Source organism: Acinetobacter sp. YH01003 (genome assembly GCF_013420525.1).
In the GTDB taxonomy this organism is placed as follows: Bacteria; Pseudomonadota; Gammaproteobacteria; order Pseudomonadales; family Moraxellaceae; genus Acinetobacter; species Acinetobacter towneri.
This window is the reverse complement of record NZ_VOXY01000006.1, coordinates 104,571-127,567: the sequence shown is the minus strand read 5'-3', so window position 1 is coordinate 127,567 and position 22,997 is coordinate 104,571. Positions and strand designations below refer to the sequence as shown.

The following is a 22,997-nucleotide window of genomic DNA, read 5'->3' as shown; positions in this document are numbered from 1 at the left end:
GTAGCAATTCAAAAAGCGCAGTGATAGCATATTCGCAGACCAGTTAGACTGCGCCTGCGTTGTTAGTGCCTAACAAAATTTAGGAATAATAAAAGCATACAACAGACTAACGTCGGTTTTTTTTAATCTCATATTTTAGAGAGTGATGCCATGTTATTCAAAAAAATCGCTATTGCTGCTGCAGTTGCTACTACTTTAGCTTTCGTTGGTTGTGCTAAAAAAACTGAAGAAGCTGCTGCTGACGCTAACGCTGCTGCATCTGAAGCTGTTGTAGCTGCATCTGAAGCTGAAGCTGCTGCTGACGCTGCTGCTGTAGAAGTTGCTTCTGGCGCTGAAGCTGCTGTAGATGCTGCTGACACTGCTGCTGCTGCTGCAACTGACGCTGCTGATGCTGCTGTAGACGCTGCTGCTGCTGCTTCTGAAGCTGCTGCTCAATAATCGATACGATTATGCAGTACAAAAAGAGAGCCGATGGCTCTCTTTTTTATTTCTGAATATTTTGTCTAAAATTTATTTTACTCAGCACAATATCTCCAAATCGCTCAATCCATCTTTTTCAAGTAGATGATTCAGCATATAAAAGCATTTAACCAAAACACTTAACCCCATTCGGCATTTATTTCGATATAACCTTTTGGTTTCTCATCTCCACGCTCAATTCTTAGGTAGCGTCTTGTTCAGCTCTACAGTGTTTTCATTCATATCCATAGTTTGATTCAAGTCTCTCAATTGCAAGATCAATCACTATGTCTTGCTAAATCACAGCGTCTTTCTAAAATCTCTTATAAAAAGCATAAAAAAAAGCAGATCAATCGATCTGCTCATTTCCCACACGCTGGCGGAATTTCTGCCCTGCGCGGAATGTGACTACACGGCGGGCTGAAATTGGAATTTCTTCGCCTGTTTTCGGGTTGCGACCAGGTCGTTGACGTTTATCACGTAACTCGAAGTTCCCAAACCCTGAAAGTTTAACTTGCTCGCCAGAGATCAGTGCTTGGCTGATCTCATCAAAAAATAACTCGACCATTTGTTTCGCTTCACGGCGGTTTAAACTCGTGAGCTCACTTAAATGATCAGCCATTTCTGCTTTTGTTAATGCTGTCATGAAGCCCTCAATGTCGCTTGGTAAGTGTTTTCCAACACTTGCAGAATGTTATCCATACCAGATTTAATTTCAGCATCTTCAAGTGTACGTGTTGGATGTTGCCATAACAGAGCAAAAGCCAAAGAACGCTTGCCTTGTTCAACACCTTGTCCAGTATACACATCGAATAACCAAGTTGAGTCTAACAGCGCTCCACCCGTTTTTTCAATAAGTTGCTGAATTTCGCTTACATTTATCTTATCACTAATTAAAAGCGCAATATCACGTCTAACCGATGGAAAACGTGATAATTCTGTAAAATTAGATACATAAGTTTGCAAAACTGCTGTTTGATCGAGTTCTGCTACCCAAGCCGTGCCTAAATCCAGCTCATCTTCTAAAGATGGATGTAAACGACCAAAGTAACCAATAGACTGACCATCTACCAAAATTTCAGCAGATTGTCCAGGATGCAACCAAGTACGCTCTGAACGAACATACTCTACCTGCACACGACCTGCAGCTAAAATTTCTTCAATATCGCCTTTAAAATCGAAGAAATCCATAGGCTGAGCTTTAGCATGCCAAGATTCTGCATGTTTAGCACCTACCGCAATCAATGCCAAAGTTGGAATTTGCTTCAAGTCATGAATGCTTGCTGCATGTTGATAATCAAAACGTAAACCCAACTCAAAGAAACGCACACGGTTTTGTTGACGATTCACGTTGTACTGAACGCATGGAATTAAGCTGGATAACAACGTTGAGCGCATTACTGCCAAATCGCTTGAAATTGGATTCGCCAATGCCAACGGATTCACTGCAGGGTTTAATTGTTTTTCCAATTTTGCATCGGCAAAGCTAAAACTAATTGCTTCTTGATAACCTAAAGTCACTGCGGTTTGACGTAATTGCGCAACTTCAAACTGATCTTGGTATTTTGCTAATTGCACATCAATCACAGGCAAACTGATTTGAATGTTGTCATAACCGTGAATACGAGCAACTTCTTCAATTAAGTCTTGGTAAATTGCCATATCAAAACGATGTGATGGTGGTACAACGCTCCACTGACCTTCAGCTTGAACAGTAACTTCGCAGCCTAAACGAGTTAAAGCATCAGCAATAAATGTAGCATCAACGTGATAACCCAAGAGCTGATCGACTTGCGCTTGATTTAACGCAATTGCTTCACGTGTTGGCAATTGTGCTGCTTGTTCTGCCACTGTAATTGGACCAAATTCGCCGCCAGCAAATTCTGCAATCAGTTGTGATGCACGGTTCATCGCCAATAATGGCAATTCAAAATCGACACCACGTTCATAACGCTGTGAGGCATCGGTATGCAAACCATAACGACGTGCACGACCTGCGATATGCAATGGTGCAAAGAAAGCGGATTCAAGGAAAATTTCTGTGGTTTCATCACTTACCGCAGAAGATAAACCACCCATGATGCCCGCCATCGCCAATACTTTTGCGTCATCGGCAATCACCATCACATCATCTTGCAGCTCAACTTCTTGCTCGTTTAACAGCACCAATTTTTCTGCTGCAGTCGCTTGACGAACTTGAATGCCACCTTGAATTTTAGCACCATCAAAAGCGTGCATTGGCTGACCCAATTCAATCAAGACATAGTTGGTAATATCAACCAAAATACTGTGCTGACGGATACCTGAACGTGCCAACGCGCGCTCCATCCACTCAGGTGTAGCGGCTTTGGTATTTACATTTTTAATCACACGACCTAAATAACGTGGGCAGCCTTCCGTCAAACTTTGTACAGTTTTTTCATCCTGAATAGTTGCCGCTACTGCCTGAATGTCAGGTGTATTCACTGGCAATTGGTTAATCACCCCAATTTCACGGGCAATACCACGAATACTGAAACAATCACCACGGTTTGGAGTAATACTGATATCAATGACATGGTCATCTAGATCAAGATATTCACGTACATTCACACCTACAGGTGCATCTGCAGGCAGTTCCAATAAACCATCAAGTTTATCTTCAAGGTCAATTTCTGATGCGCCGCAGAGCATCCCTTGTGATTCCACACCACGCAGTTTGCCTTTTTTGATTTTAAAGTCGCCTGGCAATACCGCACCAATGGTTGCCACAGGTGCTTTCATACCTACACGCACGTTTGGCGCACCACACACAATCTGCAACGGCTCACCTGAACCAATATTTACCGTAGTCACACGTAAACGATCTGCATCTGGATGCTGTTCAACCGTTAAGACTTCACCCACCACAACGCCTGTAAATGGCTTTGCTGCTGGTGACATATCATCAACTTCTAGACCCAGCATCGTGAGTTGATTCGATAAAGTATCGCTGTCAATGGCTGGGTTAACCCACGTGCGTAGCCAATTTTCGCTAATTTTCATACATTCATTTCCTGAATCTCCCCTAACCCCTCTTTAACAAAGAGGGGAATTCCCACACTTCTATTTATTTCGCGTAAGTCCCCCTTTTACAAAGGGGGATTTAGGGGGATTTTTAAAATTTAAAAATAATCTCTTTTCCCTCTCCTAATTTTAGGAAAGGTTGTTTAAAAAGTTTTAAGCAAACTGGCGCAAGAAACGCACATCATTTTGGTAGAACATACGCAAGTCATTGATGCCATAACGCAACATCGCAAAACGCTCTACCCCTAAACCGAAGGCAAAACCTTTATATTTTTCTGGGTCGATGCCTGAAGCGCGTAACACGTTTGGATGCACCATACCGCAGCCCAAAACTTCCAACCAGCGACCACGTTCATCCATAATATCCACTTCAGCACTTGGCTCTGTGAATGGGAAATAAGATGGGCGGAAACGTACTTTTAAGTCTTTTTCAAAGAATTCATTTAATAAGTTAATCAACAAACCTTTGAGTTCTGCAAAACTGGTATTTTCTGCGACGTATAAGCCTTCAATTTGATGGAACATCGGTGAGTGTGTTTGGTCTGAGTCACAGCGATACACACGACCAGGACAAACAATACGAATAGGCGGCTGTTGATTTTCCATGGTGCGAATTTGTACGCCCGACGTGTGGGTACGCAATAAATGATTCACATCAAAATAGAAAGTATCGTGCATGGCACGCGCAGGGTGATGTCCTGGAATATTCAACGCTTCAAAGTTGTGATAGTCATCTTCAACTTCTGGGCCCGTTGCCACGGTAAAACCTGCTTTGGTAAAGAATTGGCAAATACGTTCCTGTACCTGCGTAACTGGGTGAATACTGCCGATGCTTTGACCACGACCTGGCAAAGTAATATCAACGGTTTCATTCGCCAGTTTTTGTGCCAAAGCCGCTTGTTGTAATTCAGTTTGACGCGCAGTTAATGCCGCATTGATTGCTTCACGCACAGCATGAATTTGTGCACCAAATTCTTTACGCTGTTCAGGGTCCATTTTACCCAGTGCTTTGGATTGTTCCGCAAGCTGGCTTTTTTTCCCCGTAAATTGCACTCGCACCTGGTCGAGTGTAGCAAGGTCCTCTGCTGCTGCAATTGCAGCGAGCGCTTCATTGGTCAGGGCTTCCAGTGACATAGTAACTCTCAAAAGCAACAATTTAGAAATAATTTAAAAACCCCGTATTCTAACAGTTTTTAGTCGCTTTGATGAAGCTTCGATGTAATGAAAATTAGATTAGCATCTTGAAATACAAAAAGTATAAGATAAAGCCAATCACCACGAGATCTCAACATTATGGCGCTCGATCAGATTTGGAAACAGCAACTTGCCCTTGTGACTTATGGCAATGAATATTTGGCTCAAGATTTAAGTTTTAATCATTGGCTCAAGCATCAAGTGTTTAACCAGCATCAAATTCAGTTTCGTGATTTATTGTCACAACATTTACTGGCACAACACTTTCAAATCTGGTTAGAGCATCTTAAACAACAAGGTGTGCGACGTTTAAGCCTACATCAGGCAAGTATTTTAAATGATGAAAAAAACCCCAATCCAAATGTAGAGTTATTGCCTTTTGCACACTTTATTGTGAGTCACGAGGCACAGCACAAATCTGCTTGGATTTTCGGAAAAGAGCTTGCAGAATGGTATACCGCAGAACAAGATTATATGGCGCCTGTTTCCCAACAGAGCGAGCTACGTCAAGAAGTCATGTGGCGTTATCAATTAAATCACAAACTTGCCAGACAGCTCGATACAGATTTTGCCTCTCCAAACTGGGATGAAATTGATCGCTTTATTCGCTCCGAGTTATTTTTAAATCCTTGTGCTGCAGAGTTTGTTGAACCAGAGCAAAGCGCTAAACCTTATTTCGGTGTAGATCTTACTCAAAACGCAACTGAAAGCATGTACCCAACTTTGGCGTTAATTCCCGCAGACTACCCTGCTGCCTATGCACATCAGATGCTGTATTGTTTAGATGCACTGGATCAATTCATCCAGAATAAAATCCAGCATCCTTATCATGCCGATGGCACAGAACTTGAACCAAGCGAACAACTCAATTTACGTCATTTTTCTCAGAAACTTGAAGATTTACACGCCAAATTTATCACTAAGGTGGCAAACCATTATAAGACCGCACAGCTCACGCCAGTGCAAACACCTGATCCTTTTGAATCAACGCCTAGCCAAGTACAAAACATCGCTTCACCACAAATACCAACACCTGCAGCTACGCATAAAGTGGGTACATCTGCCGTGATTAAACTGATTTTAATGACTGTGGTTATTTGTGCAGCTGCCTATTATTTTGGTTTATAAGCTTAGGGGCTGTTGACAATTCGTCTATGTTTGCGACAACGCATATTTTTTAGCTGATATAAGGCATGGGACAGGAAATTTAGTCATTCTAAATGACCGGCACATAACGCAATAGCAGCAAAAAATATGCTTGTCCTTCGCTGCGCCTTCCGCTGCAAACAAAGCTGTGCTTGTTTTTGCTCAGGCTGTGGCTAAAAATTTCTCAGATTGAGTTATGAAACTTGGCAGAGACCCTAAATTTCAGGCATAAAAAAAGACCGCAAATGCGGTCTTTCTTTTAAGTCATAAAGACTTATGCAGCTAATGCATCTTTAGCTTTTGTAGCTAAAGCAGCAAATGCAACTGCGTCATGCATAGCGATGTCAGCAAGTACGCGACGGTCGATAATCACTTGTGCTTTTTTCAAGCCAGCGATCATACGGCTGTACGATAAACCATTTTGACGAGCGCCCGCATTGATACGCGCAATCCATAAAGCACGGAATTGACGTTTCTTTTGACGACGGTCACGGTAAGCGTATTGACCTGCTTTGATTACCGCTTGGAACGCTACGCGATATACGCGTGAACGAGCACCATAGTAACCTTTAGCACGAGCAAGAATTTTTTTATGACGGCGATGAGCCTGTACACCACGTTTTACACGAGCCATTTATAATCTCCTTAGATGTATGGGCACATAGCACGAACAGCAGCAACGTCACTCACGTGAACCATTACACAGCCGCGCAATTGACGGATACGTTTAGCAGATTTTTTGGTCAAAATGTGGCGTTTGAACGCTTGTTTACGCTTGAAACCGTTAGCAGTCGCTTTGAAACGTTTAGCTGCACCACGGCGAGTTTTTAACTTAGCCATAACAACCTCTTTAAACACCTGTTCGGCACGTCTGCACCATTGCAAAAACGACCTGCAGGTAAGGGAGCGAGTATTCTAAAGCATCTTTGCTTAAAACAAAAGCATATTGGCTAAATAAAAAATGATCATTACCTCACTCATTTGCCGTAATTCAACTCAGGAAAAAATACTGGAATTGTGAACACCCACTACAATTCAAAATAAAGCTAAAGCTCTGTCAAAAATTGTGCAGATCAACACCCTAAAAACTTGCAATAAGTTGCGGATTACCCTTGCGATTATCCACAATTCCATCAATACTTCGCCTCGTCTTGTGTGAGATAAAAAAGACCGTAATATGATGAAAACATCTTTATATATAACTCTATTGCTTGGACTCAGTGCGACGCATCTTTTTGCAAAACCACCGCAGCAGAAATCGACACCAAAAGCCACACTCGAAGTACAAAAAAGTGCTGCCTTGCCTGCTCATCTCACCACACGCTTAGCATGGCGCAAGTTTCCACAACCCAAATATAAAAATGAAGATTTAAATCAACAAAACCGAGCTGCAATTGTGCGTATTTATGCAGATGAAACCGGCAAAATCAGTCAAGCCACTATTCAAGAAAGTACAGGGCTGAAAAAATTAGATGATGCCTTATTACAAGCGGTTCGCACTGCTGAAATTCAACCGACCTATGTAGAAGATACTGCCGTACCGACCATTGGTTTTCAAAGCTTTAATTTAAGATTTCAGGATAACCAGCACGAAGATTGCCAGTTTGATTTTCAATCTAAACAATGGTTAGCACAGCAACAACAGCAAAAAGTTCAATTTAAGTATCGTAGTCAACCACAATTAAACTTAAGTGCGGAAGATTTAAAAAATCACTCACGTAAGTTAAAGTTTCAATTCAAAGTAAATAAGCATGGCGAAGTGAAACGTGTGAAATTGACACAAGGTTCGGGACAATACGCACTTGATCAACAAGTTTTAGCTGCAGTGAAAGCTGCTCAAGTAGATGTACCGCGTCAATTTTGGCTGTATAAAAAGTCAAAATTAAAAGATGAAATTTATTTTGATTTAAACACGTGTGATGCTCAAGAACAGTCATAAGTGTCTATAGATAATAGGGGTTGCTTGCTTAAACCCATGTATAAACAAAATAAATAAACAGATAACGCCCGATTTTGGCTAGACTCACCATCAACACAAAACGGGCAAAATGTTCTTTCATTAAACCTGCAATCAGCGTAATTGGATCACCAATAATCGGCACCCAACTGAGCAGTAAAGACCAAAACCCATATTTGGCGTAGGTGTGCTGTGCTTTTTCTAATTGTGTAGCCGAAACAGGAAACCACTTTTTATCTTTATAATGTTCGATCTTGAGTCCCAAATACCAGTTCACACAAGAACCTAAAATATTGCCTAGACTGGCAATGCTAATCAGCCAAATGGGTGCATAGCTGCCTTCATATAACAGCCCCAACAACACAGCTTCGGACTGTAAAGGCAATAAAGTTGCCGCACCAAATGCAGATAAAAATAAACCAAACAGCGTCCAAAGCATAGACGATTTAAAGCCCTAAAGCCTGCTTGGTTTTACGATATTCCCAGTTCGCCCAAACAATACTAAGCAAAATAAGTGCCGCACGTGCCCATGTATAACGCTGAGTAACAGGCTCAATCGCAGCACGTAAAACCTGTTGATCTGTGCTATTTAAAGCCGCAATCATATTCTGCACATGAAATGCTTCGATCACAAATAAGATCAAGCAAGACACAATGCCCAAAATAATGCTCCAATACACTTTGGCATTTTGCTCAACAATCTTGGTAAAGTTTAAAAAAAATTCTTTCATAGCTCATCCAATAAAAAAGCCACCTGAAAAAGTGAGGTATCAGGTGGCTGGCATCTTAGCATAAAAGTAGATTTAAACTTGAATCGCGAGTGCTTTCTGCACTGCAGGGCGCGCAGTCAGCCGTGTAATATAGTCTTGTACATACGGATAATCTTCCAGCGAAATATTTTGCCAGTCATGACGTAACGCCCACGGCAAAATAGCCATATCAGCAATTGAATATTCGCCCGCCACGTACTTTTGCCCCATCAACTGCTTATTTAACACGCCATACAAACGCTTGGATTCATTGATATAGCGTTCAATCGCATAAGGAATTTTCTCTGGTGCATAACGGCTAAAATGATGATTCTGTCCTAACATTGGACCAAAACCACCCATTTGCCACATGAGCCACTGCTCTACTTCAACACGCTCCTGTTCATCGGTAGGATAAAACATGCCAGTTTTGCGCCCTAGATATTGCAAAATTGCACCCGACTCAAACACAGAGATTGGCTCACCACGCGGACCGTTCTGATCGACAATTGCAGGAATTTTATTATTGGGCGAAATTTTTAAAAAATCTGGCTGAAATTGATCATCTTCTGAAATATTGATGGGGAAAATTTGATATTCCAAACCCATTTCTTCAAGTGCAATACTAATTTTATGACCGTTGGGGGTGCCCCAATAATAAAGATCAATCATGTTTTATCCTTCATTACTTTTTTTGCTTTTTGACCAGCATTCTTCTACTGCGGTTTTAGTTATAGCATGTTTTTAAGCGTTTGTTGCGTGTCGCTGCGTAGAGTTTTTTTATCGAATGGCATATCTCATAAACATGAAACATAGATGCTCACTTTCATCACGCAAAAAAAAGCACCGCCAAGGTGCAGTGCTTCTTTTGTTCAAGATGGGATTACTTTTTCTTTTTAGGACCAAGCAACATACCCATTTGACGACCTTCCATTTTTGGTGCTTGTTCAACTACACCATATTCAATTACATCTGCTTCAACTTTTTGCAATTGAGCCAAACCTAACTGTTGGTGAGCCATTTCACGACCACGGAAGCGTAAAGTGATTTTTACCTTGTTCCCTTCTTCAAGGAATTTGATAATTGCACGTAATTTTACGTTGTAATCACCAACATCAGTCGCAGGGCGGAGCTTGATTTCTTTCACCTGTACTTGATGCTGTTTTTTCTTCGCTTCTTTCTGCTTTTGCTTTAGATCAAACAAATGCTTGTTAAAGTCCATGATTTTGCACACCGGTGGTTCGGCATTTGCCACAATTTCCACCAAGTCAAGGTCAACGCTTTCTGCTGCGCGTAATGCATCAGCCAAGCTTACAATACCTTTTTGCTCACCATTTTCGTCTACAAGACGGACTTCTTTTGCACGAATTTCATCATTCAAAGCAGGACGGTTAGATTTTCCGCCCTGTTGATTACGGTCAGGCTGTTTAATCGCTGTTACTCCACAATATACCGGCCGCGTTCTGCGACGGCTGTTTTCACTAGGTCAATGAAAGCATCAATTGACATAGTACCCAAATTTGTTCCTGAGCGAGTACGGACGTTTACCGTTCCTTCTTCCACTTCACGGTCCCCAAGTACCAGTAAGTATGGAATACGCTCTAATGTACGCTCACGAATCTTAAAGCCGATTTTCTCATTTCTCAAGTCAGAAATAGCACGAATACCGTTTTCTTTAAGTTTTGCGACGACCTGTTCACTTGCAGCAGCTTGTGAATCGGTAATATTCATGACACAAGCTTGCACTGGCGCTAACCATGGTGGCATAAAGCCTGCATAGTGCTCAATAAGTATACCAATAAATCGTTCAAAGCTGCCAAGAATTGCGCGGTGCAACATTACAGGCTGATCACGATCATTGTCTTCAGTGACATAAGATGCCTCTAAACGCTCAGGCAAGTTAAAGTCACACTGAATTGTACCACATTGCCACACACGACCTAAGCAGTCTTTCAGTGAGAATTCAATTTTCGGGCCGTAGAACGCACCTTCACCCGGTTGTAACTCCCATTCCAGACCTGCAGCATCCAAGGCATCAGCCAAAGATTTTTCTGCCATATCCCAAAGTGCATCATCTCCCACACGTTTTTCAGGACGTGTAGACAGTTTCATTTGCACCTCTTCAAAACCGAAATCTTTATAAACATCTAAAGTCAGTTTGATGAAGTCTGCAACTTCTGGCCCAATTTGTTCTTTGGTACAGAAAATGTGGGCATCGTCTTGAGTAAAGCCACGTACGCGCATAATGCCGTGCAGTGAACCTGATGGCTCGTTACGGTGACATGAACCAAATTCTGCCAGACGAATTGGCAAATCACGATATGACTTTAGCCCTTGGTTAAAGACTTGTACGTGACATGGGCAGTTCATTGGTTTTACTGCATAGTTACGGTTTTCAGAATGGGTGGTAAACATATTGTCTGCGTAGTTGGCAGCATGTCCTGATTTTTCCCATAGCGTGAAATCGACCACTTGCGGGGTACGAATTTCTAGGTAACCGTTGTCTTGTTGTACTTTACGCATGTATTGCTCAAGTACTTGGTAAATCGTCCAACCATTTGGATGCCAAAACACCATGCCCGGCGCTTCTTCCTGCATGTGGAACAAGTCCAAAGCTTTACCAATTTTACGGTGGTCACGCTTTTCTGCTTCTTCAATACGTTTGATATACGCCGCGAGCTGCTTTTTGTCTGCCCAAGCCGTACCATAAATACGTTGTAACTGTTCGTTTTTCGCATCACCGCGCCAGTAAGCGCCAGAAATTTTGGTGAGTTTGAACGACTTTAAGAATTTAGTGTTTGGAACGTGTGGACCACGGCACATATCCAAATAGTCTTGATGATAGTACAAGCCCATTTGGGTTTCGTTTGGCATGTCTGCAATCAAACGTAATTTATATTCTTCGCCACGCGCTGTAAATTCTGCAATCACTTCATCACGCGGGGTCATTTTTTTTACAACATCATAATCTTGGTCGATGAGCTTTTTCATGCGCTCTTCGATTGCTGCCAAGTCATCTAACGTAAATGGACGTGGCATCCAAATGTCATAGTAGAAACCTTCTTCAATGACAGGACCAATCACCATTTTCGCTTCAGGAAAAAGCTGTTTTACCGCATGCCCCACCAAGTGCGCACATGAGTGACGGATAATCTCTACGCCTTCTTCATCTTTAGGCGTAATAATTTGTAGGGTTGCGTCTTCGGTAATTAAATCGCAGGCATCGACCAAACGATCATTCACACGTCCAGCAACTGTATTTTTGGCAAGACCCGGACCGATGCTTTGAGCAACTTCCATCACAGATACGGCTTGATCAAACTGTTTTTGATCGCCATTTGGCAAAGTGATAATAGGCATAGATAAAAATCCTTAAGGAGTGATGCCCCGTACCATGGAGCATATCACCGCGAGATTATGATTAAGGGAGACCCTCAAAAGATAAAAACGGTGTATAAATAAAAAGCGCCTTAAATTTTACACGGCTTGCGTACAGGTTTAAACCTTTGTGTACTAAAAAAGCCAAAGAATCGGCATTTCAGCTGTTTTTATTCCCTAAAGGTTGCCCACGGCGTGAATTGTCCATGTTGATAGGCATACACCGCTTCAAACTGTGGCAACACCGCCTCACTCTGTTGCGGGCGTAAAAATACATAATCATCTATTTGGATGCGATGCTGTTTGGGTACTTGAATCAACTCTTGATTGCTACTGCGTCCGTATAAAGCATGTGGATGACTGCTCTCAGGATAAACATAATCTGCCATCCAATAGCCACCATAAACAAAAACGGCTTGATTGGATTGTGGCAAATAGGACTGCAAACGATCTAAGCCTGGCACTAGTACCGCAGCCAATACCTTTAAAACAGGTGTTGCAATCCACAAAGCCGATTGCAAATCTGACAAGATTTTTAAATCAAAATCACTGGGTTTAAGCAACATCGAACCAAAAGCCAGATCATTACATTCACTGTGCTGACAATGCTGCATAAATGTCAGGCTACCACCACCGTTAAAACACAAGTCATCCTGCCACAACTTTGGAAAATGATGCTGAATCAGTTGTTTATAATTTCTATATTGCTGCTGTGAGTGTTGATAGGCTTTGGCTTGTGCATGAAATACATTTGGTAATTTCACCACATGCGCATCGTACCCCATCAAACCTGACAGTTTTAAATGTTGTGGATGCTGCTGAATCAATTCCAGCATTTGCATAAATCCAGCATGATCTTGCGCCCCACCACGATGCAAACCGATATCAATTTCAAGATTAATATTCAAACAAAGCTGGCGTTGTTGTGCCAAATGTAAATACTGTTGTAAACGTGCAGGTTGATCAACCAACCATTGTAAATGCAATTGGATATTCTCAGCAGACGCCATCACCTGCTGATAAAAAGCATCTACCGCACGTATTGGCATTGGCTTGCCAAACAGTACATCTGCTTGTGGAAAGTGCTGCATCACTTCATACAAATGTGGCAGATGAAACAACATAAAACGCTGCGTATTCAGACTTTGGCTTGCGTGTTGCAATATCTCCAAACACGCTAGCGATTTCACCACCAGTCGTGGTTGCAACCGTGCAGGCAAATGGGCTGCAACATAATCCAAGTTATGCTGAAAACGTGCCATATCCACAATCAGTTGCGGTGTTCCTGTACCCTGTTGCTGCAAACTGTGGGTGAGTTGCTGAAAATAATCACTTTGCATGTCACGCTCCCTAATTGAATGCTCTTATTTTGCGATTGCTTGAGTTGTTTATTGAACATCACGCCGCACTCAAACTTGGAATCGTGAAAATTTGTCTTAAATATGGATTAATCCATTTTTGCTGTGGATCAAGCTGCTCACGAAGTTGCATAAAATCATCCCATTTTGGATATAACTCACGTAATTGATCCGCTTGCATACTGTGCAATTTGCCCCAATGTGGACGTCCCTGATATTTTTGTAAAATCGGTTCGACCCATTTAAAAATATGTTGGCAATCTTGTTTATAAAATTGGTGGATTGAAATAGACACCGAATCCCGTCCATAAAAAGGACTCAGCCAAATATCATCGCCTTTGACATAGCGAAACTCGATTGGGAAAAACATGGCGACACGCTGTTGTTTCAAAACCGCCAATAATTCTTCTAAACACGCCAAACCTTGCTCGGCAGGCAATTGGTATTCCATTTCGTTAAATTTGGTATTGCGTGGCGTTGGGAAAATTTGACTCGACCAATCGACATGAGTACTCGGTTTGATAAACACGCCCAACAAAGATTGTAAATACGGATTTAACTGTGGAAAAACACGGGTTATTTCCGAACAAAAATTTAATAAACGGTCTTCTGATAACCAATGTTGCGGACGAGGATCCGTCAATCCTCGGCTCTCATCTAAGGTTTTTAAAATCACCTGATCACTGTGTAAAAATGCCCAAAACTCAATATGGCGATGTTGATGCTTCCAACGGTCTATATATTGATAAATATCACTCAAGGCACATAAACGTAGCTGCTCTTTGAGTTTATAGCGCGAACGGTTTTGTAAAGTGATTTTGGTCATCACCCCAAAACTGCCCAGCGCGACCCGACCTGCCTGAAAAATTTCAGCATTGTGTTCAGGTGAACATTGCAACACCTCACCCTCTGCTATGAGCAGTTCAAAATCAGTCACCAAAGCCGATAGACAAGGTAAATCCACACCTGTGCCATGTGTTCCTGTTGCAACCACACCTGCCAAACTCTGATGATCAATATCGCCCTGATTTTGCAGCGCCTGATGAATCGGAGCTAGACATTCACCCAGTTTGTACAGCCGAGTCCCTGCATGTAAGGTGCATTGCTGCTTTTGTGCATTAAATTGATGCACCCCCTGAATATGATCTAAATTCACCATCACATCATCGGTTGTGGCTAAGGGGCTAAAGGAATGCCCTGCTCCGACCATTCTAATTTTGTCGTGCTTTCGCACAATTTTTTTCAGTTCATCTACATTTTTCGGCTGTAAAAAGTCTGGATAGGCTGTTTGCTTTCCAGACCAGTTACTCCAACGCTGTTTCATAATCCTTCCTTTTTCTGCGTGGCATTTATTTTTATTGCAGTTTGTTTTGCGTTACTTTTTAAAGTACCGCATTAAAAAAATAGAGACACATGGATGAGATAAATGACCTCTCTATCCATATTGATTTAGATTAACCTCCTGACTAGTACATGATTTAGAATATGTTTCACATGGAACAATGTATAAAAAAACTACAATTCATTTAGCGCATTAGCTTTCAAACTGTCACGATATGTTCTTTTTTCTAATTCATCCAAAGGTACAGCGGGCGGTAATAACGATGCTGTATCGCGTTGTGGAATAGGCAAATTCAATTGCTCTGCGAAATATTGAAATTTAGTTTGCAACGCTGCCAAAGTCCACTGTCCATATAAAGTGTGACCACCTTCATAGGCTTGTTGTTGATATTCCTCGAAGGTGGTCACATAGCCCATATAATCATTGCAATATGAAGCCAACCATACTTTTTGAGTCGATTCCAATTCTTGTTGTACGGTTACTTTGAGCCGCTTAGCTGCAACAGTAGTAATTTCCCCAGGACAGCACAGCAAGGTTAAGTCGCCAATTTTAATTAATTGTAATGGCACTACATTCGGTACCAACAAGCTATGATCAATTGCGCCTACACTGGCCTGCTTGTTCATTTCTGCAATCAGTTTGTCTAAAAATTTAGGATAATGATTCAGTGGCTTGCCAAAAATGGTTTTAGAACCACATTCCAGCACAATATCTTTGGGGCCTTGTGAGGCATATAGCTGTTGATAATAGGTATAATCTGCGGCTTGAGGATTACTCAACTTTTTCTTTTTCACTCGCTGCGCTAACCATTGCATACCTTTAAAAATCGGTTGTGCCACACCTGCACCATCTACAGGTGTTCCTGCAAAAAATGCTGCACCATGACAGGCTGCACTGGTTTTTGCATCTGTTTGCCCCATCGCAAATTCAACTGGAATTTCAATATTGCTTAAATCGACATAATGGCACACAGCATCTAAAGCTCCCATTAACGGCGTACCTCTATGTGCCAAAGCTTTCAGTGCCAATTCACTTTGATAGCGACCATTTTGCTGTGTATATTCGTATTCTTTTTCATCGCGCATTGCAGCACGTACCTGTGACTGCTCAGGGCCATGATAATGTGGAGAAACATCACCCGCTGCGGCTTGGGCAAAAATTGCCACAGGATTTTTGACCCCACGTTGTTGCAGTGCACGCTCGGTACAAAGTGCGGCATAACCTTTGTTATCACCATCATGAGCGCTTAAACGACTGCTTAAACAGGTAGCATGCACCCCAAATAAAGAAAAAACTGCCTGTAAATTACCTTCGCGATAAAAACCAAGCAATTGCATATCACGATCTAAGGCCAAATGTGCCTGTTCCAGCGTTCTACGAGATACATCAGGATTACGGTTATACGCTGTTAAAGAGCGATTCCATGCCACTGGCGTTTCTTCTGCAAAACGACCATTGCTCATATAAATATCGGTTTTTTCTGGGTCGCCAAAGCTTTGAGCACACTGCCCACAATCGCATCGACCACTGCATTTAAATGTTCAGGCACAAAACCAGGTGTGGGCATATTGTACAACGCTTCATGTGCACAACCGCCAGGTGCAGAATGAGTATGCGTTGCCATCAATACCAAACGCTGCGGCTGAAAACGCTCCCCCAGTTTACGCTGTAAACGCTGTATCGCTAAATGACGCATGGCATAGGTCACACACCCCATATCCAGACAGCAAAAAATTAATAAGTCATTGTCTAAGGTTTGAATACAAATACTGCGGGCAAATAAAGCTGTTCGTTGTTCATAGGCACGATGTTTCCAGTTGCCATAACCAAACATGGCAAGCCCTTTTGGCTGAATATGAATTTCCTGTTTATCCCAACCCACCAAATACATTGCAATCGTATTCCTTTTCATCTATACAATCAGTCATGACGCTGATCAACGCCATTAAACAAAATTGCATCACGGCAAATAAGGGTCAAAGCGACAATGGCATGGGGGGATAATCGGACTTATGTCAGCAACTTCAAACTACTTGCTGCAGCACGTGCCGCCTGCCTTATTGTCAGGTCTGATTCATTACGCCAAAGAACAACAGATCCCCTATCAACCATGGTTTCAGGGAATTTCTCAAGATCTTGATCAAATCGTCCAAGGCAATGGTTTTGTTTCATTTCAAGATATTTGCAAAGTGGTGACACGCGCCCTGCAAGACACTCAATGTGCACATTTAGGCTTAGAAATTGGACGTGACAAGGGGCTGATTTCCATGGGCATGCTCGGTTTTGCCATGGTGTCCAGTCAAAATGTTGTAGAAGCCTTACAGACAGGACTGCAGTACCATCCCATTTCAGGCAGTGTGATGGATTTGGAGTACGATTTTTCCTCGACCTCTCCTACACTGGTGATGAAAGAGCGTTATCCCACGGGGAACTTACTGCGCTTTTTTTGCGATGAAGTCCTCTCCAGTATTGTTAGCTGCTTAGACGTCATGCTTGGCAATCATCAAGATTTGGTCGAAGTGCATTTTAGTTTTGCCCAACCCGACTATTTAGAGGCTTATCAGGTGCATTATCAATGTCCTCTGCACTTTTCATCATACATGAATGCTTTGGTGTTCCGACCAGAGATTTTAGGACGCCAAATTAAAACCTCTAGTGCCGCCAATTACAGCACCGCCCTGCGTGTCTGCCAACAAGCGTATCAGGATATGCAGGCGATTAATCAACAGCAATATGCACACGTGTTGAGTTATCTAATCGAACAGCATTTACCTCAGCACTTTGATATGCACCAAGCGGCACAACATTTTCAAATGAGCGAAAGACATTTACGCAGACAATTACTTGCCGAAGGCTGCAACTTCCAAAACCTGCGCCAACACGTTTTGGAAAATAAAGCCAAACAACTGCTACAACAGCCTTTGAGCATGACTGAAATTAGCCAACAACTTGGCTTTAGTGAATTACGCGAATTTCGACGTGCATTTAAGCGTTGGACAGGTCTCAGCCCATCACTCTATAAAAGCCAAATGACAGAATAAGTTAATATTTTCCAATAAGCTACTATTTTTATTGAATAAAAAATAGCTGCTAAATTTTACTTAAACTATTTTTTAAATGTACTTACAAGCGATTCAAAACAAAAACAACAGATTTTCGACTAAAGCATAACTGCAAAGCTGCCATAAAATCCCTATCTTTTTAAGTTGGATAAAATAACGACACATATTATGGAGAATAACAATGGTCAGCGCATACGATGAATTACCGCGTACCCCTGCGAACTTTGTCGCCTTGTCCCCGTTACGTTACTTAGAACGGGCAGCTTATATTTACCCGCACCAAAACGCGATTATTCACGGTTCACGTCAAATTACCTGGCGCGAAACTTATTTGCGCTGCTGCCAATTTGCACATCAACTTCAAAATTTAGGCATCAGCAAAAATGACACTGTTTCGGTGCTGCTTCCGAATGTTCCTGCCATGCTAGAAGCACACTTTGCTGTGCCAATGGCGGGTGCAGTGCTGAACACACTAAACACTCGTTTAGATGCCAAAACACTGGCGTTTATGCTCGATCATGCAGAATCCAAAGTGCTTTTGGTTGACCCTGAATTTGCGGCTTTGGCACAAGAAGCCTTAGCGATGGTCAATCATGAAATTTACGTGATTGATGTCAACGATGCAGAATATGAGCATGCTGCCAATGCCCTTAGCATCGGACAGATTGAATACGAAACTTGGCTGGCTGCAGGTGACCCAAATTTTGAATGGCATTTGCCACAAGATGAATGGGATGCAATTAGCCTGAACTATACGTCTGGCACGACAGGCAACCCGAAAGGCGTGGTCTATCATCATCGCGGTGCCTACATTAATGCAGCCAGTAATATTATTGCCTGCGGGATGACCCCACGTGCAACCTACCTATGGACACTGCCCCTATTCCACTGTAATGGCTGGTGCTTTGCATGGACGATGGCAGCCAACGGTGGCACCAATATCTGCTTACGTAAAGTCGACCCTGAACTGATTTTTAAATTAATTGCAGAGCACAAAGTCGATTATTTCTGCGGTGCGCCAATTGTCTTGTCGATGCTCATCAACACCCCTGAGGAGAAAAAGACTCAGTTTGATCACCGTGTTGAAGTGATGGTTGCGGGTGCTGCACCGCCAGCAGCAATTATTGAAGGTATGCGCAATATTGGCATTAACGTAACTCACGTTTATGGCTTAACTGAAACCTATGGCCCATCTGCGCTGTGTGCTTCTCAAGCAGGCTGGAGCGACCTATCCATTCAAGAACAAGCACAATTACATTCGCGTCAAGGCGTGCCTTATCCGCTGCAAGATGGCATGAAAGTTTTAGACCCAGAAACCATGCAACCTGTACCAAAAGACGGCAAAACCATGGGCGAAATTATGTTCCGTGGCAATATCGTGATGAAAGGTTATTTGAAAAACCCAGAAGCCACCGCAGAAGCATTTGCAGGTGGCTGGTTCCATACGGGCGATTTAGCTGTCTGCCAACCCGATGGCTACGCCAAAATTACTGACCGCTCTAAAGATGTGATTATTTCAGGTGGTGAAAATATTTCTTCACTCGAAGTGGAAGAGGTGTTGTATCAACATCCTGCAATTTTGACTGCTGCAGTGGTGGCAAAACCAGATCCACGTTGGCAGGAAGTCCCGTGTGCCTTTATTGAACTGAAAGAAGGCAAGCAGGTCAGCCCTGAAGAAATTATTGCCTATTGCAGTCAACATTTGGCGCGTTTTAAAGTACCAAAGGATGTGGTGATTACTGAAATTCCAAAAACATCGACAGGTAAATTACAAAAATTTGTACTGCGTGAATGGGCCAAAGAGCGTTCAGTCGGTGAGTTCGGCTAAAATTTGAAAATCCTTACACATAAAAGACAATAAAAAACGACTCGTTATGAGTCGTTTTTTATTGCAATCAGACAAGCTCGCGTTTGATCACTTGGTTCTCTGATAGCTTAGTTTTCTGACAGCAAAGCCACTTGCTGCACATAGTTAAACAACTTGAGCTTAGATGCTTCAAGTTCTTCCGCAGACACTTCCTGTTTCATATCACGGTGGATACGCAACACATGCTGACGCAGCGTATGACGCTCAGCTGCTTTATAGGTTTTACTAAAATCATTAATCACAGGGTCGCCGTCTTTAATAATTCGCTCTACCCAACGCTGTAACTGTGCGGTTTTTTTCGCACCTTGCTGCGGCGTCAAATAAGACAAAATTACGCTTTCATCTTCATTACGCAACAATTTACCAATACGCTGACACTGACGACGACGTGCTTCATGTGAAGTAATGCTTTGCAATTCCAGTAAAGCATCAATTAAACGCTCTTCTACTGGAAGTTTCTGAATTTGTTTGGCGCTTAACTGCGCCAATTGTTCGCCCAGTGCAGCCATACGTTGTACGGCTTTTTTCTGTTCGGTTTTACTTGCACGCCCTTCTAAAGATTCAAAGTCATCTTCGGTAAAACGTTGCGGTCGACGTGCCACGATTAATCTGCCTCGTAAAATTTTGCTGCAAACAGTGCTTGAATATCAGATAAAGCTTTTTCTTCATCTGCACCATCAATCACCAAGCGTAAAGTAGTTCCCTTGCCTGCACCTAACATGAGCAAGGACATAATATTTTTGGCATCAACCAATTTGTCGCCTTTACCAATTTGGATTGACGAACGGAATTTGGTGGTCACTTCAATCAGTTTCCCAGATGCCCGTGCATGTAAACCTAGTTTATTAATTACGTCAACAGTTGTGTCAATCATGACCAGTGCTTCATTTCTCGGTGTAAGACTTGAATAGACCATTTTGCCTCAAGTGCTTTTTTTAGTCTATCTACGATATAAACGGAACGGTGTTGCCCACCCGTACAGCCAATTGAAATGGTGATGTAGTGTCGATGTCCTTCGGCAAAGGCTGGCAACCATTTTTCTAAAAACTGATGGATGTCCTGAAACATTTCATGGGTTTGCGGACTTTGTTGCAAAAATTTCTGCACAGGTGCATCTAAGCCTGAATGTTTTCTTAGCTCCAAATCCCAATGTGGATTGGGCAAATGACGCACATCAAACACATAATCGGCATCTAAGGGGATTCCGTGCTTATAGCCAAAGGATTGTAAAATTACAATCAATTTGTCAGTTTGCCCAAGCTTAGACAACAACACATGTTTTAAATCATGCACGCTTTTGTCAGTGGTATCAATATGAACCGTAGAGCGGAACTGAATCGGCATCAACAAGTTTTTTTCTTCTTGAATACATTCATTCAAGCTTTTAAAACGGCTAGAGAGTGGATGCGGACGGCGTGATGCGCTAAAACGGGCAATCAATTCCTGATCTTGCGTGGTCAGATAAATAATATCGACTGAACCATGCTTTTGCAGTTGCTCAAATACCAAATCAAACTCTTGCAAGTCGGCACGGGTACTGCGTACATCTACCCCCAATGCCAACTGTTCCAAGTTATTTTCCTGATCCAGTTTATCCACAATTTCGGGAAGCAATGCCAAAGGTAAATTATCAATACAGTAATAACCCAAATCTTCCAACACTTGTAATGCCGAAGATTTTCCTGAACCCGATTGACCTGTCACGATCAAAATACGTTTCATGGCATGCAACCCTTCTATTGCCAGCTATGCAGAATGTTTGACCTGCAAATTATCAATTAAACGTGTATTGCCCAATTTTGCTGCAACGAACAACACCAGATCTTCACTAAATGCTTCAATTTTCTGCAATTCTGTTGTACGCGCCTCTACATAGTCCACAACAAAGCCTGCTGCTGTCAATGTTGCTTTAATATTCGCTAACACTTGTGACAAAGTTTCACCTTGCTGTAATGCTTGTGCAGCAGCCTTTAAACTTTGATAGATTGTCGGTGCAATTTGACGCTGTTCAGCGCTCAAATACCCATTGCGTGAACTAAGTGCCAAACCATCTGCTGCACGTACAATTGGCACACCAATCACTTCTAGCGGAATATTCAAGTCACGTACAAACTGACGAATGACTGCCAGTTGTTGATAGTCTTTTTCACCAAAGAAAGCATAGTTTGGCTGTACCATATTGAATAATTTGGTCACGACCACCGCAACACCATCAAAGTGTCCAAGACGCTGCAAGCCACACAAGTCTGCCGTAATCTCACTCACTGAAATATTGGTCAAACGTGGTTTGTTACCATACATTTGCTCAACTGAAGGCGCAAAAATAATGTCGCAACCGACCTCTGCCAACAATTGGCTGTCTTGGTCTAAAGTTCGCGGATAACTGTCAAAGTCTTCATTAGGGCCAAATTGAATTGGATTGACAAAAATACTGACCACCACCACATCACATATTTTTTTCGCTTCGCGCACCAAGGTCAAATGCCCTTCGTGCAAATTGCCCATGGTCGGAACAAAACCAATGGTTTTACGCGCAGCGCGTGCAGGCTGTAATGAAGCCGCTAAGCCTTGAATTGTGGTTTCAGTTTTCATATTACAACTCGACTTGGAAAGTTTGTTCACGTGCTGGGAAAGAACCATCTTGAACTGCAGCATGATAGGCTTTAAACGCATCCAAAATGGCAGTTTCACCCGCTTGTTCTTTCATAAAGTTACGTACAAATTTTGCGACACGACCAAAAGTCAGCCCCAGCATGTCTTGCACCACTAGTACCTGACCGTCAGTGTCTGCACCTGCACCAATCCCAATCACTGGAATTTCAGGGAACAAGGCAGAAATTTCTTGACCTAGCTGTGCTGGCACACATTCTAGTAACAGAATCGCCGCGCCTGCTTCTACCACAGCTTTACAGTCAGCAATCAGTTTATCTGCAGCTTCGCGGGTACGTGCCTGTAATTTATAACCGCCAAATACATGCACCGATTGTGGCGTTAAACCTAAATGTACACAGACAGGAATACCATTACGGGTCAGTGTTGCAACGGTTTCGCTGAGCCATGCACCACCTTCCATTTTGACCATTTGTGCACCCGCTTGCATCACCTCTTTCGAGCTTTGCAATGCATCATTTAAGGTGGCATAACTCATAAATGGCAAGTCAGTCAAAATAAAAGCATGTTGATTACCACGACGCACCGCCGCAGTATGATAAGCCATATCCGCCACGCTGACAGGCAAGGTTGAGTCACGCCCCTGAATGGACATCCCCAAAGAATCGCCAATTAAAATCGTATCAATTTCAGCAATTTCCATTGCTTTCGCCATGCTTGCATCATAGCAAGTCAGGCAGGAGAATTTTCGACCTTCCGCTTTAAATTTTCTTAGGTCACTTAAACTAATCATGAAAATATTCCTCTATGGAAAAAGCATCACGCATGCT

At 42.4% G+C, this 22,997-nt stretch carries 22 protein-coding genes and 1 pseudogene; 5 read left to right on the top strand and 18 right to left on the bottom strand.

Annotation, left to right across the window (positions count from 1 at the left end):
• Positions 1 to 150 precede the first annotated feature (150 nt).
• On the top strand, positions 151 to 438 hold the full coding sequence (locus tag FTT70_RS07710) for a hypothetical protein (protein WP_004975160.1): 288 nt from the start codon (positions 151 to 153) through the stop codon (positions 436 to 438).
• 370 nt (positions 439 to 808) lie between these two features.
• Here the strand turns inward: FTT70_RS07710 and FTT70_RS07705 are convergent, their stop codons facing one another.
• The 3 genes from FTT70_RS07705 to pheS form a co-directional block, all read right to left on the bottom strand.
• The gene (locus FTT70_RS07705) at positions 809 to 1,105 is read right to left on the bottom strand and encodes an integration host factor subunit alpha (protein ID WP_004649746.1); all 297 of its coding nucleotides are present in this window, start codon (positions 1,103 to 1,105) and stop codon (positions 809 to 811) included.
• Entirely contained in the window at positions 1,102 to 3,483 is a 2,382-nt protein-coding gene (gene pheT / locus FTT70_RS07700) for a phenylalanine--tRNA ligase subunit beta (protein WP_104852457.1), read from the bottom strand. The genes FTT70_RS07705 and pheT overlap by 4 nt, the downstream gene beginning before the upstream one ends.
• A 174-nt stretch (positions 3,484 to 3,657) precedes the next feature.
• Positions 3,658 to 4,638, bottom strand: coding sequence for a phenylalanine--tRNA ligase subunit alpha (gene pheS, locus FTT70_RS07695; RefSeq protein WP_004975156.1), 981 nt, complete (start codon positions 4,636 to 4,638; stop codon positions 3,658 to 3,660).
• A 159-nt stretch (positions 4,639 to 4,797) separates the two neighbouring features.
• Between pheS and FTT70_RS07690 the strand changes: the two genes are divergently transcribed.
• Positions 4,798 to 5,826 carry a hypothetical protein gene (locus tag FTT70_RS07690; protein WP_180168468.1) on the top strand — a complete coding sequence of 343 codons (1,029 nt, stop codon included), beginning with the start codon at positions 4,798 to 4,800 and terminating at the stop codon, positions 5,824 to 5,826.
• Between the two features lie 292 nt (positions 5,827 to 6,118).
• On the opposite strand, the gene rplT is transcribed toward FTT70_RS07690, so the two are convergent.
• Together rplT and rpmI are read right to left on the bottom strand one after the other, a co-directional pair.
• Complete coding sequence (rplT, locus tag FTT70_RS07685) at positions 6,119 to 6,478, bottom strand: 50S ribosomal protein L20 (protein WP_004975153.1); 360 nt, start codon at positions 6,476 to 6,478, stop codon at positions 6,119 to 6,121.
• Positions 6,479 to 6,489: 11 nt separating this feature from the next.
• The gene (rpmI, locus tag FTT70_RS07680; RefSeq protein WP_004975152.1) at positions 6,490 to 6,684 is read right to left on the bottom strand and encodes a 50S ribosomal protein L35; all 195 of its coding nucleotides are present in this window, start codon (positions 6,682 to 6,684) and stop codon (positions 6,490 to 6,492) included.
• A gap of 340 nt (positions 6,685 to 7,024) precedes the next feature.
• On the opposite strand from rpmI, the gene FTT70_RS07675 reads away from it, so the two are divergent.
• On the top strand, positions 7,025 to 7,783 hold the full coding sequence (locus FTT70_RS07675; protein WP_026438356.1) for an energy transducer TonB: 759 nt from the start codon (positions 7,025 to 7,027) through the stop codon (positions 7,781 to 7,783).
• A gap of 28 nt (positions 7,784 to 7,811) precedes the next feature.
• Here the strand turns inward: FTT70_RS07675 and FTT70_RS07670 are convergent, their stop codons facing one another.
• The 8 genes and pseudogenes from FTT70_RS07670 to FTT70_RS07635 form a co-directional block, all read right to left on the bottom strand.
• Positions 7,812 to 8,240: a YqaA family protein gene (locus FTT70_RS07670; protein ID WP_004975149.1), complete on the bottom strand. Its 429-nt coding sequence runs from the start codon at positions 8,238 to 8,240 to the stop codon at positions 7,812 to 7,814.
• A gap of 7 nt (positions 8,241 to 8,247) precedes the next feature.
• Positions 8,248 to 8,532, bottom strand: a complete 285-nt coding sequence (locus tag FTT70_RS07665) for a hypothetical protein (protein ID WP_180168467.1) — start codon at positions 8,530 to 8,532, stop codon at positions 8,248 to 8,250.
• Positions 8,533 to 8,604: 72 nt separating this feature from the next.
• Positions 8,605 to 9,222, bottom strand: a complete 618-nt coding sequence (locus FTT70_RS07660; protein WP_004975146.1) for a glutathione S-transferase N-terminal domain-containing protein — start codon at positions 9,220 to 9,222, stop codon at positions 8,605 to 8,607.
• A 211-nt stretch (positions 9,223 to 9,433) separates the two neighbouring features.
• Positions 9,434 to 9,982, bottom strand: a complete 549-nt coding sequence (infC, locus tag FTT70_RS07655) for a translation initiation factor IF-3 (RefSeq protein ID WP_096902435.1) — start codon at positions 9,980 to 9,982, stop codon at positions 9,434 to 9,436.
• Positions 9,983 to 9,987: 5 nt separating this feature from the next.
• A complete protein-coding gene (gene thrS / locus FTT70_RS07650) occupies positions 9,988 to 11,910 on the bottom strand; it encodes a threonine--tRNA ligase (RefSeq protein WP_004975142.1) in 1,923 nt (640 codons plus the stop codon).
• A 188-nt stretch (positions 11,911 to 12,098) separates the two neighbouring features.
• Positions 12,099 to 13,268 (bottom strand): alanine racemase, encoded by a 1,170-nt coding sequence (locus FTT70_RS07645; protein ID WP_104852460.1) that lies wholly within the window; start codon positions 13,266 to 13,268, stop codon positions 12,099 to 12,101.
• A 58-nt stretch (positions 13,269 to 13,326) separates the two neighbouring features.
• Entirely contained in the window at positions 13,327 to 14,610 is a 1,284-nt protein-coding gene (locus tag FTT70_RS07640) for a D-arabinono-1,4-lactone oxidase (protein WP_180168466.1), read from the bottom strand.
• 191 nt (positions 14,611 to 14,801) lie between these two features.
• Positions 14,802 to 16,519, bottom strand: a pseudogene (locus tag FTT70_RS07635) (neutral/alkaline non-lysosomal ceramidase N-terminal domain-containing protein).
• Between the two features lie 121 nt (positions 16,520 to 16,640).
• On the opposite strand from FTT70_RS07635, the gene FTT70_RS07630 reads away from it, so the two are divergent.
• Together FTT70_RS07630 and FTT70_RS07625 are read left to right on the top strand one after the other, a co-directional pair.
• On the top strand, positions 16,641 to 17,669 hold the full coding sequence (locus FTT70_RS07630; protein WP_004975134.1) for an AraC family transcriptional regulator: 1,029 nt from the start codon (positions 16,641 to 16,643) through the stop codon (positions 17,667 to 17,669).
• Between the two features lie 202 nt (positions 17,670 to 17,871).
• Complete coding sequence (locus tag FTT70_RS07625) at positions 17,872 to 19,518, top strand: acyl-CoA synthetase (protein ID WP_131260752.1); 1,647 nt, start codon at positions 17,872 to 17,874, stop codon at positions 19,516 to 19,518.
• A 107-nt stretch (positions 19,519 to 19,625) separates the two neighbouring features.
• Here the strand turns inward: FTT70_RS07625 and yjgA are convergent, their stop codons facing one another.
• Genes yjgA through panB form a run of 5 tightly spaced genes read right to left on the bottom strand, consistent with a single transcriptional unit; the run spans position 19,626 to position 22,960 of the window.
• Positions 19,626 to 20,159, bottom strand: a complete 534-nt coding sequence (gene yjgA, locus FTT70_RS07620) for a ribosome biogenesis factor YjgA (protein WP_131260753.1) — start codon at positions 20,157 to 20,159, stop codon at positions 19,626 to 19,628.
• A 2-nt stretch (positions 20,160 to 20,161) separates the two neighbouring features.
• Positions 20,162 to 20,431 carry an HPr family phosphocarrier protein gene (locus FTT70_RS07615; protein ID WP_026438354.1) on the bottom strand — a complete coding sequence of 90 codons (270 nt, stop codon included), beginning with the start codon at positions 20,429 to 20,431 and terminating at the stop codon, positions 20,162 to 20,164.
• Entirely contained in the window at positions 20,428 to 21,279 is an 852-nt protein-coding gene (gene rapZ, locus FTT70_RS07610) for an RNase adapter RapZ (protein WP_104852463.1), read from the bottom strand. The genes FTT70_RS07615 and rapZ overlap by 4 nt, the downstream gene beginning before the upstream one ends.
• Positions 21,280 to 21,303: 24 nt before the next feature.
• A complete protein-coding gene (panC, locus tag FTT70_RS07605; RefSeq protein WP_131260754.1) occupies positions 21,304 to 22,149 on the bottom strand; it encodes a pantoate--beta-alanine ligase in 846 nt (281 codons plus the stop codon).
• A gap of 1 nt (position 22,150) precedes the next feature.
• Entirely contained in the window at positions 22,151 to 22,960 is an 810-nt protein-coding gene (gene panB, locus FTT70_RS07600) for a 3-methyl-2-oxobutanoate hydroxymethyltransferase (RefSeq protein ID WP_004975120.1), read from the bottom strand.
• Positions 22,961 to 22,997: the final 37 nt, after the last annotated feature.

Bases quoted from the DNA above. Each gene is read 5' to 3' on its own strand.
- FTT70_RS07710 (WP_004975160.1), top strand. From the start codon at position 151: ATGTTATTCAAAAAAATCGCTATTGCTGCTGCAGTTGCTACTACTTTA.
- FTT70_RS07705 (WP_004649746.1), bottom strand. From the start codon at position 1,105: ATGACAGCATTAACAAAAGCAGAAATGGCTGATCATTTAAGTGAGCTC.
- pheT (WP_104852457.1), bottom strand. From the start codon at position 3,483: ATGAAAATTAGCGAAAATTGGCTACGCACGTGGGTTAACCCAGCCATT.
- pheS (WP_004975156.1), bottom strand. From the start codon at position 4,638: ATGTCACTGGAAGCCCTGACCAATGAAGCGCTCGCTGCAATTGCAGCA.
- FTT70_RS07690 (WP_180168468.1), top strand. From the start codon at position 4,798: ATGGCGCTCGATCAGATTTGGAAACAGCAACTTGCCCTTGTGACTTAT.
- rplT (WP_004975153.1), bottom strand. From the start codon at position 6,478: ATGGCTCGTGTAAAACGTGGTGTACAGGCTCATCGCCGTCATAAAAAA.
- rpmI (WP_004975152.1), bottom strand. From the start codon at position 6,684: ATGGCTAAGTTAAAAACTCGCCGTGGTGCAGCTAAACGTTTCAAAGCG.
- FTT70_RS07675 (WP_026438356.1), top strand. From the start codon at position 7,025: ATGAAAACATCTTTATATATAACTCTATTGCTTGGACTCAGTGCGACG.
- FTT70_RS07670 (WP_004975149.1), bottom strand. From the start codon at position 8,240: ATGCTTTGGACGCTGTTTGGTTTATTTTTATCTGCATTTGGTGCGGCA.
- FTT70_RS07665 (WP_180168467.1), bottom strand. From the start codon at position 8,532: ATGAAAGAATTTTTTTTAAACTTTACCAAGATTGTTGAGCAAAATGCC.
- FTT70_RS07660 (WP_004975146.1), bottom strand. From the start codon at position 9,222: ATGATTGATCTTTATTATTGGGGCACCCCCAACGGTCATAAAATTAGT.
- thrS (WP_004975142.1), bottom strand. From the start codon at position 11,910: ATGCCTATTATCACTTTGCCAAATGGCGATCAAAAACAGTTTGATCAA.
- FTT70_RS07645 (WP_104852460.1), bottom strand. From the start codon at position 13,268: ATGCAAAGTGATTATTTTCAGCAACTCACCCACAGTTTGCAGCAACAG.
- FTT70_RS07640 (WP_180168466.1), bottom strand. From the start codon at position 14,610: ATGAAACAGCGTTGGAGTAACTGGTCTGGAAAGCAAACAGCCTATCCA.
- FTT70_RS07630 (WP_004975134.1), top strand. From the start codon at position 16,641: ATGTCAGCAACTTCAAACTACTTGCTGCAGCACGTGCCGCCTGCCTTA.
- FTT70_RS07625 (WP_131260752.1), top strand. From the start codon at position 17,872: ATGGTCAGCGCATACGATGAATTACCGCGTACCCCTGCGAACTTTGTC.
- FTT70_RS07615 (WP_026438354.1), bottom strand. From the start codon at position 20,431: ATGATTGACACAACTGTTGACGTAATTAATAAACTAGGTTTACATGCA.
- rapZ (WP_104852463.1), bottom strand. From the start codon at position 21,279: ATGAAACGTATTTTGATCGTGACAGGTCAATCGGGTTCAGGAAAATCT.
- panC (WP_131260754.1), bottom strand. From the start codon at position 22,149: ATGAAAACTGAAACCACAATTCAAGGCTTAGCGGCTTCATTACAGCCT.
- panB (WP_004975120.1), bottom strand. From the start codon at position 22,960: ATGATTAGTTTAAGTGACCTAAGAAAATTTAAAGCGGAAGGTCGAAAA.